The sequence below is a fragment of the Porticoccus hydrocarbonoclasticus MCTG13d genome, assembly GCF_000744735.1.
GTDB classification, from domain to species: domain Bacteria; phylum Pseudomonadota; class Gammaproteobacteria; order Pseudomonadales; family Porticoccaceae; genus Porticoccus; species Porticoccus hydrocarbonoclasticus.
The window spans coordinates 1273699-1287076 of record NZ_JQMM01000001.1 but is presented as its reverse complement, the minus strand read 5'-3'; the positions used below and the strand labels follow the sequence as shown (position 1 = coordinate 1287076).

The following is a 13378-nucleotide window of genomic DNA, read 5'->3' as shown; positions in this document are numbered from 1 at the left end:
CTGGATTGTAGCAAGCTTAAACAGACTTTTGGCGGCATATGCACCGGTTTCTATAAAAAGGCAGCAGGTTGAGACCCCGTTCACCTATCTGTTCGGGAACATTTCCTGCTACCAAACCCACTATCCGACCCTGCCAGCCTATCGACCCCGATATAAACACGCTGCATGCTTGCTTTCCCACTCCGAGTTCACCATGATTTCCGGTTTTCTATCTGGATATCTGTTGAATGCAAAACATCTCGATCCGTGGCGCCCGCACCCACAATCTCAAGGCCGTTGATCTCGATCTGCCCCGCGACAAGCTGATCGTGGTGACCGGCCTTTCAGGATCCGGCAAATCCTCTCTGGCCTTTGACACTCTCTATGCAGAAGGTCAGCGTCGCTATGTGGAATCCCTGTCGGCGTATGCACGACAGTTCCTCTCGATGATGGAAAAGCCGGATGTAGAGCACATTGAGGGGCTGTCCCCCGCTATCTCCATCGAACAGAAGTCCACTTCACACAATCCCCGCTCCACCGTGGGCACGATCACCGAAATCCACGATTACCTGCGCCTGCTCTTTGCACGGGTTGGAGAACCCCGCTGCCCCGAGCACGGCGAACCGCTGGCAGCGCAGACTATCAGCCAAATGGTGGATCAGGTGCTCGCCCTGCCCGACGAGAGCCGCCTGATGCTGTTGGCCCCGATTATTCGCGGTCGCAAGGGGGAGCACATTCATGTGTTTCAAACCCTCAGGGCCCAGGGGTTTATCCGGGTACGGGTGGACGGCCTGGTGGTGGATCTCGATGATGTGCCGGTTCTGGAAAAGAACAAGAAACACGATATCGAGGTGGTGGTTGACCGCTTCAAGGTCAAACCCGATCTGCAGCTGCGGCTGGCGGAATCATTTGAAACGGCACTGAATCTCTCGGAAGGCCTGGCCATCATCACCGGGATGGAGGGTGAGCAGCTCAAGGAGCAGGTATTTTCCTCCCGCTTTGCCTGCCCCGTCTGCAATTACAGCATCGACGAGCTGGAACCGCGGATGTTTTCCTTCAACAATCCAGCTGGGGCCTGCCCCGGTTGCGACGGCCTTGGCGTCAAGCAATTCTTCGATATCGACCGGGTGGTGCAACACCCGGAGGTGTCCATTGCCGAGGGCGCGATTCGCAGCTGGGACCGCAAGAACCTGTTTTATTTCAACATGCTGACCTCGCTGGCCGACCATTACGGTTTCGATATCAACACGCCCTTTGAGCAGCTCAGCCCACAACAGCAGCAAGTGGTACTATTTGGCAGCGGAGAGGAGGTTGTCACATTCAACTACGTGAATGATAAAGGCACCGTCTTCAAGCGCGCCCATCATTTTGAGGGCATTGTCCCCAACATGGAGCGCCGCTACCGGGAAACCGAGTCGCAGATGGTGCGGGAAGACCTGGCAAAATACCTGAGCACTCAAGGCTGCCCCGAATGCAAGGGTGCCCGTTTGCGCAAGTCGGCAAGACATGTGTTTATCGACGAGAAGACCTTGCCGGAAGTGGGCAACATACCGGTGGGTGAACTGACGGACTACTACGAGCAGCTCAGCCTGTCCGGCAGCCGTGGTCAGATCGCCGAAAAAATTCTCAAGGAAATCCGTGACCGCCTGCGCTTTCTGGTGGATGTCGGCCTGAATTATCTGAATCTGAACCGCAGCGCCGAGACGCTATCCGGCGGGGAAGCACAACGGATTCGCCTGGCCAGCCAGATCGGTGCCGGTCTGGTGGGCGTCATGTACATTCTCGATGAACCGTCCATCGGTCTGCACCAGCGGGATAACGAGCGGCTGTTGGCCACACTTACCCGTCTGCGGGATCTGGGCAACACGGTGATCGTGGTCGAACACGACGAAGAGGCGATTCGGGCGGCCGACTATATTGTCGATATCGGTCCCGGCGCCGGGGTGCACGGCGGCGAGATTGTCGCCCGCGGCACCTACGAGGACATTATCAATGCACCGAACTCCCTGACCGGAGACTACCTGTCCGGGCGCAAGATGATTGCGGTTCCGGCCAACCGCACCAAAGCCGGCAGGCAGCAGCTGCGATTGCTGGGAGCGAGCGGTAACAACCTGCAACAGGTCGATCTGTCCCTGCCATTGGGCCTGTTTACCTGCATTACCGGGGTGTCTGGTTCTGGCAAATCAACACTGATCAACGGCACCCTCTACCCCCTCGCCGCCACGGTGCTCAATAAAGCCACCACACTCAAGGCCGCCGCCCATCGGGACGTGGAGGGACTGGACCTGCTGGACAAATGCGTGGATATCGACCAGAGCCCCATTGGCCGCACCCCTCGCTCCAATCCCGCCACCTACACCGGCATTTTCACCCCCATCCGGGAGCTGTTTGCCGGCACTCAGGAAGCCCGCTCACGGGGCTACAAACCGGGCCGTTTCAGTTTCAATGTCAAGGGCGGTCGTTGCGAGGCCTGCCAGGGCGATGGTGTCACCAAAGTGGAAATGCATTTCCTGCCAGATATCTATGTGCCCTGCGATGTCTGCAAAGGGCAGCGCTATAACCGGGAGACGCTGGAAATTCGCTACAAAGGCAAAAATATCCACGAAGTGCTGGACATGACCGTGGAGGATGCCTGGGATTTCTTCGAGGCACTGCCCGCGATTGCCCGCAAACTGCAAACCCTGATCGACGTGGGACTGTCCTACATCCGGCTGGGACAGGCAGCCACCACCCTGTCCGGCGGCGAAGCCCAGCGGGTGAAGTTATCGCGCGAGCTGTCCAAGCGGGACACCGGCAACACCCTCTATATTCTCGACGAGCCCACCACTGGGCTGCATTTTCACGATATTCAGCAATTGCTGGCCGTACTGCACCGGCTGCGGGACCACGGCAATACCGTGGTGGTGATCGAGCACAACCTCGATGTGATCAAAACCGCCGATTGGGTAGTAGACTTAGGGCCGGAAGGTGGCTCGGGAGGCGGCCAGATTATCGCCACCGGTACACCGGAACAGGTGGCCACTATCGATCGATCCCACACCGGGCAATTCCTGCGCAAACTGTTGGACAGTTAGGCTTTCTGTCATCGGGCAACCCCGTGCAGGCACCACTAGCAGTCATTTTTTTCTGTTGGGGTATTGTTATTTCAGCGAACATCGCTAAGATACTGTATAAATATACAGCCTGGAAGAATACCCATGTTTTCATCAAGACTTGTCTACCAATTCCGCTCACGGATTCGACTGGCAAAGTATGCCAGTCACTATCAAAAAAACCGCAAGCTGTTTGGCTGTGATGCCCATCCGGTCACCCTGGGGCCAGAGCAGCTGAGTCGCTTTTTTGCCTTTGTCGCCAACAATGAACGACAGCAGTGCCGCTAAGCGGATGACTCGCTGTCGCGCAGGTTAGTCGGCAGAGATTCCTCCTCAGTGTCAGGAACACTGGCCGCCAGCGGCACCGAGGAGGAACGCAGGTGCAAGTCCCGTTGCGGGAAGGGTATCTCGATGTGGTTGTCAACCAGCGCCCGGTGAATTGCCAGCAGGTATTCTGACCTGACAAACCCGGCCCGCTTGATCATCTCCCCTCTCACCCAGACCGACAGAGAAAAATCCAGACTGCTGTCGCCAAAGCCCTTCATAATTACAAAAGTTTGACGATTATTACCTTCGTAAGTCAGTGGCACAGCCTTTGCGGCCGCCAGCACCACCGCCAGAACCTTGTCGGTATCTGAGCCGTAGGCCACACCAAAGGGAATACTAAAACGGCGCTCGTCGTCCTCCAGTGTCCAGTTATTCACCCGTCCATTAATAAACTCCGAGTTCGGCACCAGAATATCGGCATTGTCCAGAGTGCGGATCAGTGTGCTGCGGATATTGATCTGTCTGACTTCGCCGAAGAGGTCGGCTTCCAGTTCCACAAAGTCACCGACCCGCAGGGATTTTTCGAACAGAATGATGATCCCGGAAATAAAATTGTTGGCAATGTTCTGCAAGCCAAAACCAATCCCCACGCCCAGAGCACCAGCCACCAGCAACATCTTGTCAAGACTGAAACCGAGGCTGGACAGGCCCACCAGAAAACCTACCAGCAGGATGATGTAGCTGAGCAACTGGGTAAAGGTGTACAGCTGGCTGGGAGAAATGCGACTGCGGGCACCCACCAGACGGGTGAGAACACGGCTGATACGACGTGCCATCACCAGGGTCACGGTCATAATAAGGACAAACTGAACCACATCGGCCAGTGTGAGCACGTAGTCGCCGATTTCCAGCAGCCTGAATTGCAGCCATTCGTTTAATGCCTTCATCACAGCCCCTATAGCCAGTGTTTGCGTTTGAATACTACCAGCAGAACGATGGCGATCAGGGCCATTGCCCCGAGCAACACAAAATAACCATTTTCGGTGCCCAGCTCCGGCATGTTCTCAAAATTCATACCGTAAATACCTGCCAGGAAAGTCAACGGTACAAAAATCGCGGTGAGCACCGTGAGAATCTGTACTGTGCTGTTGAGATTGTGAGACGTCAGGGAAATGTAGCCATCCACCAGATCACTGGCCACCTCGTAATACATGGTGGACAGCGAGAACAAACGTTCGTATTTCTCGTAGACATCCAGCAACTGATGGCGGTACTCCCGGGACTCAGCGTCGAACAGTGGAGTATCCACCTCGCGCAACGCCTCAAAGACGCCCGCCAGATACCTGAACACCCGGCGCAGTTTGCGCAGCCGAGTGCGATGGGTGGTCAGCTCACGCATGGTCTGGTCGTCGGGATGCTCCTGCAGACCATCCTCGAGCTCCGACAGGGTCGGTTCAAACGCCAACAGCAGGTCGAGATAGCGCTGGGCCACGGTTTTGGAAACGGCCAGCGCCAGATGGATACCGCCAGCTGCCATGGTTCTGGACAACTGGTCTGCCCCCCACCAGTGATTGATACTGACCGACAGACCATCCCGCCGGGTCACCAGGAACCGCTCCCCGGCAAACATCGCTATCTGTATCCTGCCAAAATCTAGGGTCTGACTCTCCGCATCAAGCCCCTGCAAGATAATGAACAGGTGATCGTCAAACACCTCCAGCTTGGGCGGATGGCGTTGCCTTCTCGCGTCCGCAATCGCCAGGGGATGAATGCCAAACTGGCCAAACAGGGCTGCTTCTTCGCTCTCGGCTTCACCGTACAGGTCCAGCCATAAAAAACTTTTGTCGGACTGACGCCACTGATCAATCAGTTCGACACCACCCTGTTGCAGCTGGCCACTGTCATCCAGCAATGTGGTACGCAACATATCCCGCTCCCGCTTGATTTTTTCGAGTATATGACAGGTATTCTTTAACCTGAAAATTATTGGTCAATGATACCTGCCAGGTGGCGCGACTGTTAACATAGCCATTCACACTGGAAATCACCTATGGAAGTCTATCTGGTCGGCGGTGCCGTCCGCGACAAACTGCTCGACTACCCGGTTCATGAACGGGACTGGGTCGTGGTCGGTGGTACACCGGAAATACTGACGGCCCAGGGCTACCGCCCGGTGGGCAAGGATTTCCCGGTATTCCTGCACCCGCAGAGCAACGAGGAATACGCCCTCGCCCGCACCGAGCGAAAATCCGGCAGGGGCTATCAGGGATTTCAGTTCTGCACAGACCCCGATATTACTCTGGAAGAAGACCTCAGCCGCCGGGATCTCACCATCAATGCCATGGCGATGGATGGCAATGACAATCTGATTGACCCCTATGGCGGCCAGCGGGATTTGCAGCAACGGGTGTTGCGGCATGTCTCGCCAGCCTTTGCGGAAGATCCCCTGCGCGTCCTGCGGGTAGCGCGTTTTGCCGCACGGTACGCACACCTTGGTTTTACCGTTGCTCCGGAAACCCTGACATTGATGACGAACATCACCCACAGCGGCGAATTGCAGTATCTCTCCGCCGAGCGGGTCTGGATGGAAACGGAGCGCGCACTGGCTGAGCGATCGTCTCGAACCTACATTGACGTGCTCCGTCAGTGCGGTGCGCTCAAGGCGCTGTTTCCGGAAGTTGACGCCCTGTTCGGTGTACCGCAGCGGGCGGATTATCACCCCGAAATTGATACAGGGCTGCATGTCCTGATGGCACTGGATCAGGCAGCCATATTGAGCAACGACCCGGTTGTCCACTTCGCCGTACTGGTACATGATCTCGGCAAAGCCATAACCCCGGCAGAGGTGCTGCCCCGCCATATTGGTCACGAAGCCAGCGGTGTCAAACTGGTCAATCAACTTTGCGATCGAATGCGGGTTCCCAACCGGTTCCGCGAGCTGGCAGTGGCCGTGACGCGGCATCACCTCAACTGCCACAAGGCACCTCACCTGAAAGCTGCCACCACCCTGCGACTACTGCAAGAAATTGGCGCTTTGCGCGATCCTGTCAAGCTGAGCTGCTTCGTTCAATGCTGTGAAGCCGACGCCAGGGGCCGCCTGGGATTTGAACAACAGCCCTACACACCCGGCGAGTGGTTGCGCCGTGCCTGCGATGCGGTTCGGGAGGTCAGTGCCGGTGAATTTCTGCAGCAGGGATTGAGCGGCAAACAGCTCGGTCAGGCTATTGAGAAGCGTAGACTGGCTATTCTCAACAACCTGCGGGAGCCCTGTCACAGATGAACCGGGTTGTTCTGGTAACCGGCGCAGCACGGCGCATTGGTGCTGAAATCGCATGCACTTTTCACCGTGCAGGATTTGACGTGGCGCTTCACTGCCACCGCTCAACCGGGGAGGCCCAGACTCTGGCCGACAGGTTAAACGCCCAGCGCAGGAACTCGGCCGCCGTTTTTTCGGCGGCCCTGGGTGACAGCAATGCCATTCACAAACTGGCAGCCGAGGTGATGGCCTGGCAGGATCGCGTCGATGTGCTGGTGAATAATGCCTCCGGGTTTTTTCCGACACCATTTGAAGAGGCGTCTGAACAGCAGTGGCACCAGTTGATGGACAGCAACCTGAAGGGGGCTTTTTTCCTCTGCCAAAGCCTCGTCAAGTCACTTCGTAAACAGCGCGGCAGCATTATCAATATTGCCGATATTTATGCTCGCAGCCCGCTGGCGGGTTATAGCATCTACTGCATTGCCAAGGCCGGCAACGCCATGATGACCAAGGCATTGGCCCGGGATTTGGCACCCGAGATGCGTGTCAACGGGATTGCCCCCGGAGTCATTCTCTGGCCAAACCACGATGAACAGATGAGCGAAACAGTCAAACAGCAGGTCACCCAGAGTGTGCCTTTACAACGGATTGGCCACCCCCGTGATATTGCAGACATGGCCCTCTTTCTGGCCACTGGCGCCAGCTATATCACCGGACAGATTATTGCAGTAGACGGCGGTAGCCACCTCAACATCTAACCCTTGATACAGATCAAACAAACATCAACCCATAGCCCTTTTACGTCTTGAAAACGCTGAATACAGATCCCAACTTGTCTAACAGATGCTTGAAAGCACAAATATGAACTATGCTTTCCGGGCGCTGTTCGAACCTTAAAAAACGCATCATTAATGGAGGTGCATCATGTCACTAATACCAAGAACGAGAGGGAGTTTCTTCGACATGGATCGTTTTTTTGACGACTTCTGGGCACCGGCACGCAGCAGTGAAGTGGATACACCCGGCTCATTCTTTTCACCCCGGGTAGATATCCTGGACAAGAGCGATCACTACGAAATCACGGCAGAAATGCCCGGTATCAAGAAAGAGGATATCAAGATCACCCTGGAAAACGGTGTGCTACGTCTGGAGGCAGAAACCACTCAGGAACAAAAGGAAGAAAAAGAGGGCAAGGTCATTCGCCAGGAACGCCGCTATGGCAGGTATGTGCGAAGCTTTGATCTGGGCGGCGAGGTCCACGAGGAAGATATCAAGGCCTCCTTCAAGGACGGGGTACTGAAACTGACGGCACCGAAAGTTGCCAAGGCAGAACCGGAGCAAAAGCGCATCAAGATCAAATAGAACATACTGTCTTACTTTCAACCCTGTGGCCGAACCCTCAATTAATGAGAATCAAGGTTCGGTCACTTTTTATGACAAGGCCATCCATGACCCCTGAACTTCAAGCCATCAAGCAACGATTGCACACCCGTCAGACCGAGCTCACAGACCGCTTATCCAACCTCAAAGCCGATATTTCCCAGGCTCACTCCAGGGATTGGGAAGAACAGGCTCAGGAGCGCGAGAACGATGAAGTCGTTGAAGCCCTCGGCAATGAAGCACGGCAGGAACTTTCCCTGGTCAACCGGGCGCTTGAACGCATCCAATCCGGCACCTATAACCTTTGCAGCCAGTGCGGTGGGGAAATCGCACTGGAACGACTCCGGGCGGTTCCCTATACCAATCTCTGCATCGCCTGTGCCACCTGAACCGGCAAATCGGCGGCGCCAATCAGGAGACTCCGGCGCCGTCACCCATCAACCGCGACAACTCATCGCCCCGCCAGCAAAAGGATACCGGCCAGAGTGACTGACGACACTGGTCATACTGGTCAGAATAGTCCCGCCAAAGCGTTTCATAACAGGTACCCAGCAACGGATGCTGGGCACCCGGGGCCAATTCTGCCAATGGCCAGAGGACAAAAGCGTTTTCCAGAATTTCACCGCGTGGCAGTGTGACCCCGTCCACACTGCCGGTGAGATCTGCATAGGTCAGGATATCGATATCCAGCGTTCGGCTGCTGAAGCGGGCACAATGGGGTTGACGTCCGTGGCGATACTCCAGCGCTTTCAGATACCCGGACAGCTCACCGACAGACAGTTCCGTGCAAAGCCCCACCACCAGATTGTAAAAATTATCGCCGACAAAGCCCACGGACTCACTTTCGTAGACAGATGAGATCTTCAGCTCACCAAACTGGTCCGCCAGGGCATCCAGCGCCGCCACAATGTAGTGATCCCGGTCGATATTGCTGCCAAGACTGAGATAGACCTGTGCCTGCATCAGCAGCGTACACCCCGCTCAATCAAAATGCCCACGTCGTCTGCCTCGGCAATGGCGTCTGGCTTGCCGATACGCAAACGCAGCCAGGGCACCGAAAACTCCGTCAGCACAATCGTCGCCACTTGCTCTGCCATGGTTTCCAGCAGCAGAAATTCACTGCCGCCGATAAACGCAGCCAACCGGTCTGCCACGGCCTTGTAATCGAGGGTATGCTGTATATCGTCAGTATCCGCCGCCCTGCTGATATCCGCACCCATTTCCAGATCGAGACTGACGATCTGGCGCACCTGCCGCTCCCAGTCATAAACACCGATAATGGTGGCAACGCGCAGGTTCCGGATATAGACAATGTCCATCAATATCACTCCACAGCCAGCGCGGGCAGGGTATCCATTGGCCAGCGCGGCAACGCGCGAATAGCCAGGTCCTCCTGTTGCCCCGCCATCAGCCGGCAACACCCGGCATAGGCAATCATGGCACCGTTATCGGTGCAAAATTCGTGGCGGGCGTAGAAAACCCGGCCATTGACCCTGGCAAGGCTTGCACCCAGTTTTTCACGCAAACGGCTATTGGCCGAGACACCCCCGGCTATCACCAATGTAGTCAAACCGGTCTGCTCCAGCGCCCTGCGGCATTTGATCGCCAGTGTATCCACCACCGCCTCCTGAAAAGCACAGGCGATATCAGCCATGGTCTGCTGATCCGGCAGCACATCCTCACCTCTATGTTCGGCAATGGTGTTCAGGGTATAGGTTTTCAGTCCGGAGAAACTGAAGTCCAGCCCGGGGCGATCCGTCATAGGGCGGGGAAAGTGAAACCGTGTCACATCACCCTCCAGGGCAAGCCTGGCGATTTCAGGTCCACCCGGGTAATCCAGGTCGAGCATTTTGGCCGCCTTGTCAAAGGCCTCGCCTGCCGCATCATCCACAGACTCGCCGAGAATCCGGTATTGGCCAATAGCCTGCACCTCAATCAATTGAGTATGGCCACCGGACACCAGCAGTGCTACAAAAGGAAAGTCGGGAGGATCTGCTTCCAGCATCGGGGCCAGCAAATGGCCTTCCATGTGATGCACACCGATGGCTGGTATCTGCCAGGCATACGCCAGCGCGCGTCCCAGACTGGCACCCACCATCAGTGCGCCGATCAGTCCGGGGCCAGCCGTGTAGGCTACACCGTCGATGTCGTTGGCCGACAGGTTGGATTCAGCCATCACCTGTCTGATCAACGGCAACAGCTTTCGCACATGGTCTCGAGAAGCCAGTTCGGGAACGACACCGCCATACTCTGCGTGAACGGCCACCTGACTGTATAGAACGTGGGTCAGCAGGCCGCGTTCACTGTCGTAAACAGCCACACCGGTCTCATCACAGGATGTTTCTATTCCCAGTACTCGCACCGCCGCTTATCCCCTGTTCGGAAACGCGCAATCATACGCCAAAAAATTTGCCAATTCATGCAGTTAGCCCATCCGACCAGCGGCCAGATAAAGTTTTGCAACCATTGCTGGAAGTGTATAGAATACGCGCCCTTGAACGTTGCACCTTTTTATCGGGTACAACACGACCAATGAACAGAACAGGATAGAGGTTACATGCCCTTCGTTCGAATTAAAGAAAACGAACCCTTTGATGTGGCTCTGCGCCGTTTCAAACGCTCATGTGAAAAAGCCGGTGTGCTGGCAGAAGTGCGCCGCCGTGAATTTTTTGAAAAGCCCACTTGGGAGCGCAAGCGCAAGGCAGCTGCCGCAGTAAAACGCCACGCCAAGAAGCAGTCTCGCGAAACAAAGAAATTCCAGCGTCTGTACTGATCTGATTCCGATTAGTCAGAACTGAATAGCTATCCATCAAGCGCCGCAATGTCGGCGCTTTTTGCGTTTGAGGAACAGATCATGAGCCATACCCTGAAAAAGCAGATAACCGAGGCAATGAAAGAGGCCATGCGCGCCAAGGCCAAGGAAAGGCTGGGCGCAATCCGGTTGATTCTGTCGGAGCTGAAACGCATTGAAGTGGACGAACGTATCGAGCTGGACGACGCCAGAGTTTTGGCGGTACTCGACAAAATGGTAAAACAGCGCCGCGATTCCATCGCCCAGTATGAAAACGCCGACCGTCCTGAACTGGCCGAAAAGGAACAGGCAGAAATTGAGGTCATTCAGGCATTTCTTCCCGCCCCGCTCAGCGACGCAGAGCTGGCCGACATGGTCACTGCCGCGATTGCAGAAAGCGGAGCTGAGTCCATGCGTGATATGGGAAAAGTCATGGCCATACTCAAACCCCAGATCCAGGGCAGAGCGGATGTCGGTGCCGTAAGCAGCCTGGTAAAGGCAAAATTAGGCTAGATAGGGATCAATATTGCCGCTAAGCTGTAAAGCTCATTCTGGTCGGCCAACGGATAAAAATGCATGTATTTCGGCCAGGCCAGTGTTTATTAACTGACCACTGATATTTTTCTATGGCCGGCAAGATTCCACAAACCTTTATCGACGACCTGCTCGATCGCGTCGATATTGTAGATGTCGTCGGCAGTCGGGTTGACCTGCGAAAATCCGGAAAAAACCACTCAGCCCGCTGCCCATTTCACGATGAAAAAACCCCTTCGTTTACTGTAAGCCAGGACAAACAGTTCTATTACTGTTTTGGTTGTGGCGCCGGTGGCAATGCCATTGGCTTTGTCATGGATTTTGACAGAGTTACATTTCCGGAAGCCGTTGAAACCCTCGCCAAACAGACTGGTCTGGACGTTCCCCGCGAAGCCGGGCCCAGCGATGCGGCGACCGAACGACGCAAGGCGCTCTATCAGACCCTTGAGCAGGCTGACCGCTTTTTCCGCAACGCCCTGCGACACCATCACTTCGCTTTTGAAGCCGTTTATTATCTGAAGACCCGCGGCGTTTCCGGAGAGACCGCCCGCAAGTTCGGCATCGGCTTTGCGCCGCCCGGCTGGGACAACATGCTCAACCACATGGGTCACACTGATCACGATATCAAACTGCTGAAAGAGAGCGGTATGGTCATCGATCAGATAGAGAAGCACAAGGTTTACGACCGTTTCCGCCACCGCATCATGTTTCCTATCCGGGATATCCGCGGTCGTACTATCGGTTTTGGTGGCCGCGTCCTGACAGAAGAAAAACCCAAGTATTTGAACACACCCGAAACACCATTGTTTCACAAGGGCCGGGAGCTTTACGGTCTCTACGAGGCGAATAAGGAACTGCGTGAGATCCCCTTTATGCTCGTGGTAGAAGGGTATATGGACGTGGTCATGCTTTTTGAGCACGGCATCTTCAATGTGGTCGCCACACTCGGCACTTCAGCGTCCACCGACCACCTGGAAAAATTGTTCCGCTACACACCCGAAGTGGTGTTCTGTTTTGACGGTGACGCGGCTGGCAACGGTGCGGCCAGCCGGGCACTGGATACCTGCCTGCCATTGATGATCGACGGGCGCTCGGCACGGTTCATGTTCCTGGAGAGTGGCGAAGACCCCGATTCTACGGTGCGAAAGATTGGTCCGGATAAATTCCTTGAAACCGTGCAGTCGGCCACCCCTATCTCCGAGTTCCTTATGGAGACCATGGCGCTGGGCCTCAACACCGATAGCCCCGATAATCGGGCAAGGATGTGGAAACAGGCCGCACCGATGATCAAACGCATGCCGCGCGGCGTTTTCCGCGAACTGATGCTGAGAGCAGTCGCCGACAAAATTGGTCTGGATATCACCACACTGGGCGATTACATGGAGCCGGATGAACCCCAAGGCAAACCGGTGTACCAGCCGCCACAACCGGATTGGGACTACCCCGTTTACCCCGAGGAAGAACCTGTATCCCGGGGCGATTGCGACCAGCCGGTTCAGGCCGGCCACCAGAAACGAATCAAAATGCCGCCTGTGCACACGCTGATCGCCCTGCTGGCCAACCATCCGGAATTGGCGAAATTGGTCACAGAACTGGACACGCTGCGCAAACTTGATATCGAAGGATTGGATATTTTAGTGCCACTGGTCGAACTCATCCTTGAAAACCCGGGATACAGCCTCAATCATATACTGGGTTACTGGCGGGGAATGCATGACCCCACCCAAGCGGATCGACTGGCCAAAATTGCCGCCACCGATCTGCTCAGGCCCGTGGCAAACAGCCTCAGGGACAATGAAAAAGAGTTTCAGGAGATTCAGAATCAGCTACTTCGCCAGTCGATTCTGAAACTTGAACCACTGCAGGTGATTCAGTTCCTGGCGACCAGAGAAACCGTCGATGACCACGACCTCAAGCAGCTGAATAATGCCTGGTCGAAACTGCCATCGGATCAACGGACAGACGAGGTAAAAGCGCTTTTTAATCAAGTCCTTGCAAAATCGAAGCCAAGATAACCGACAGCTGGCTAATTGCAGCTATACCGAAAATCAGGTAAGACAGCGCCGGATTATTGCCGTA

At 55.4% G+C, this 13378-nt stretch carries 14 protein-coding genes; 9 read left to right on the top strand and 5 right to left on the bottom strand.

The features are described from left to right. Positions 1 to 227 precede the first annotated feature (227 nt). Positions 228 to 3053 (top strand): excinuclease ABC subunit UvrA, encoded by a 2826-nt coding sequence (gene uvrA, locus U740_RS06140; protein ID WP_036859745.1) that lies wholly within the window; start codon positions 228 to 230, stop codon positions 3051 to 3053. Positions 3054 to 3176: 123 nt separating this feature from the next. After that, entirely contained in the window at positions 3177 to 3359 is a 183-nt protein-coding gene (locus tag U740_RS06135; protein WP_036859744.1) for a hypothetical protein, read from the top strand. Here U740_RS06135 and U740_RS06130 read toward each other — a convergent pair. Further along, positions 3356 to 4285 carry a mechanosensitive ion channel family protein gene (locus tag U740_RS06130; RefSeq protein WP_081890856.1) on the bottom strand — a complete coding sequence of 310 codons (930 nt, stop codon included), beginning with the start codon at positions 4283 to 4285 and terminating at the stop codon, positions 3356 to 3358. The two genes, U740_RS06135 and U740_RS06130, sit on opposite strands and share 4 nt — an antisense overlap. Positions 4286 to 4293: 8 nt before the next feature. Next, entirely contained in the window at positions 4294 to 5265 is a 972-nt protein-coding gene (locus U740_RS06125) for a magnesium transporter CorA family protein (protein ID WP_036859743.1), read from the bottom strand. Positions 5266 to 5388: 123 nt separating this feature from the next. Between U740_RS06125 and U740_RS06120 the strand changes: the two genes are divergently transcribed. From U740_RS06120 to U740_RS06105, 4 genes are all read left to right on the top strand, one after another. Further along, positions 5389 to 6618 (top strand): multifunctional CCA addition/repair protein, encoded by a 1230-nt coding sequence (locus U740_RS06120; protein WP_036859741.1) that lies wholly within the window; start codon positions 5389 to 5391, stop codon positions 6616 to 6618. Beyond that, the gene (locus tag U740_RS06115) at positions 6615 to 7352 is read left to right on the top strand and encodes a pteridine reductase (protein WP_036859739.1); all 738 of its coding nucleotides are present in this window, start codon (positions 6615 to 6617) and stop codon (positions 7350 to 7352) included. The genes U740_RS06120 and U740_RS06115 overlap by 4 nt, the downstream gene beginning before the upstream one ends. Before the next feature lie 205 nt (positions 7353 to 7557). Next, entirely contained in the window at positions 7558 to 7956 is a 399-nt protein-coding gene (locus U740_RS06110; protein WP_235189823.1) for an Hsp20/alpha crystallin family protein, read from the top strand. A gap of 71 nt (positions 7957 to 8027) precedes the next feature. Further along, positions 8028 to 8363, top strand: a complete 336-nt coding sequence (locus tag U740_RS06105) for a TraR/DksA family transcriptional regulator (RefSeq protein ID WP_235189822.1) — start codon at positions 8028 to 8030, stop codon at positions 8361 to 8363. 22 nt (positions 8364 to 8385) lie between these two features. On the opposite strand, the gene folK is transcribed toward U740_RS06105, so the two are convergent. From folK to tsaD, 3 genes are read right to left on the bottom strand one after another with little or no spacing between them, the layout of a single operon-like run. Then, positions 8386 to 8937, bottom strand: coding sequence for a 2-amino-4-hydroxy-6-hydroxymethyldihydropteridine diphosphokinase (gene folK, locus U740_RS06100; RefSeq protein ID WP_036859733.1), 552 nt, complete (start codon positions 8935 to 8937; stop codon positions 8386 to 8388). Then, on the bottom strand, positions 8937 to 9293 hold the full coding sequence (folB, locus tag U740_RS06095; RefSeq protein WP_036859731.1) for a dihydroneopterin aldolase: 357 nt from the start codon (positions 9291 to 9293) through the stop codon (positions 8937 to 8939). The genes folK and folB overlap by 1 nt, the downstream gene beginning before the upstream one ends. A 5-nt stretch (positions 9294 to 9298) precedes the next feature. Further along, positions 9299 to 10336 carry a tRNA (adenosine(37)-N6)-threonylcarbamoyltransferase complex transferase subunit TsaD gene (gene tsaD, locus U740_RS06090; RefSeq protein WP_036859729.1) on the bottom strand — a complete coding sequence of 346 codons (1038 nt, stop codon included), beginning with the start codon at positions 10334 to 10336 and terminating at the stop codon, positions 9299 to 9301. Positions 10337 to 10531: 195 nt separating this feature from the next. Here tsaD and rpsU point away from each other — a divergent pair, with 195 nt between their 5' ends. The 3 genes from rpsU (at position 10532) to dnaG (ending at position 13314) form a co-directional block, all read left to right on the top strand. Beyond that, the gene (gene rpsU / locus U740_RS06085) at positions 10532 to 10747 is read left to right on the top strand and encodes a 30S ribosomal protein S21 (protein WP_036859726.1); all 216 of its coding nucleotides are present in this window, start codon (positions 10532 to 10534) and stop codon (positions 10745 to 10747) included. Positions 10748 to 10828: 81 nt separating this feature from the next. Next, positions 10829 to 11278, top strand: coding sequence for a GatB/YqeY domain-containing protein (locus U740_RS06080; RefSeq protein WP_036861453.1), 450 nt, complete (start codon positions 10829 to 10831; stop codon positions 11276 to 11278). A gap of 113 nt (positions 11279 to 11391) precedes the next feature. Next, positions 11392 to 13314, top strand: a complete 1923-nt coding sequence (dnaG, locus tag U740_RS06075) for a DNA primase (RefSeq protein ID WP_051921247.1) — start codon at positions 11392 to 11394, stop codon at positions 13312 to 13314. Positions 13315 to 13378 lie beyond the last annotated feature (64 nt).

Bases quoted from the DNA above. Each gene is read 5' to 3' on its own strand.
- uvrA (WP_036859745.1), top strand. From the start codon at position 228: ATGCAAAACATCTCGATCCGTGGCGCCCGCACCCACAATCTCAAGGCC.
- U740_RS06135 (WP_036859744.1), top strand. From the start codon at position 3,177: ATGTTTTCATCAAGACTTGTCTACCAATTCCGCTCACGGATTCGACTG.
- U740_RS06130 (WP_081890856.1), bottom strand. From the start codon at position 4,285: ATGAAGGCATTAAACGAATGGCTGCAATTCAGGCTGCTGGAAATCGGC.
- U740_RS06125 (WP_036859743.1), bottom strand. From the start codon at position 5,265: ATGTTGCGTACCACATTGCTGGATGACAGTGGCCAGCTGCAACAGGGT.
- U740_RS06120 (WP_036859741.1), top strand. From the start codon at position 5,389: ATGGAAGTCTATCTGGTCGGCGGTGCCGTCCGCGACAAACTGCTCGAC.
- U740_RS06115 (WP_036859739.1), top strand. From the start codon at position 6,615: ATGAACCGGGTTGTTCTGGTAACCGGCGCAGCACGGCGCATTGGTGCT.
- U740_RS06110 (WP_235189823.1), top strand. From the start codon at position 7,558: ATGGATCGTTTTTTTGACGACTTCTGGGCACCGGCACGCAGCAGTGAA.
- U740_RS06105 (WP_235189822.1), top strand. From the start codon at position 8,028: ATGACAAGGCCATCCATGACCCCTGAACTTCAAGCCATCAAGCAACGA.
- folK (WP_036859733.1), bottom strand. From the start codon at position 8,937: ATGCAGGCACAGGTCTATCTCAGTCTTGGCAGCAATATCGACCGGGAT.
- folB (WP_036859731.1), bottom strand. From the start codon at position 9,293: ATGGACATTGTCTATATCCGGAACCTGCGCGTTGCCACCATTATCGGT.
- rpsU (WP_036859726.1), top strand. From the start codon at position 10,532: ATGCCCTTCGTTCGAATTAAAGAAAACGAACCCTTTGATGTGGCTCTG.
- U740_RS06080 (WP_036861453.1), top strand. From the start codon at position 10,829: ATGAGCCATACCCTGAAAAAGCAGATAACCGAGGCAATGAAAGAGGCC.
- dnaG (WP_051921247.1), top strand. From the start codon at position 11,392: ATGGCCGGCAAGATTCCACAAACCTTTATCGACGACCTGCTCGATCGC.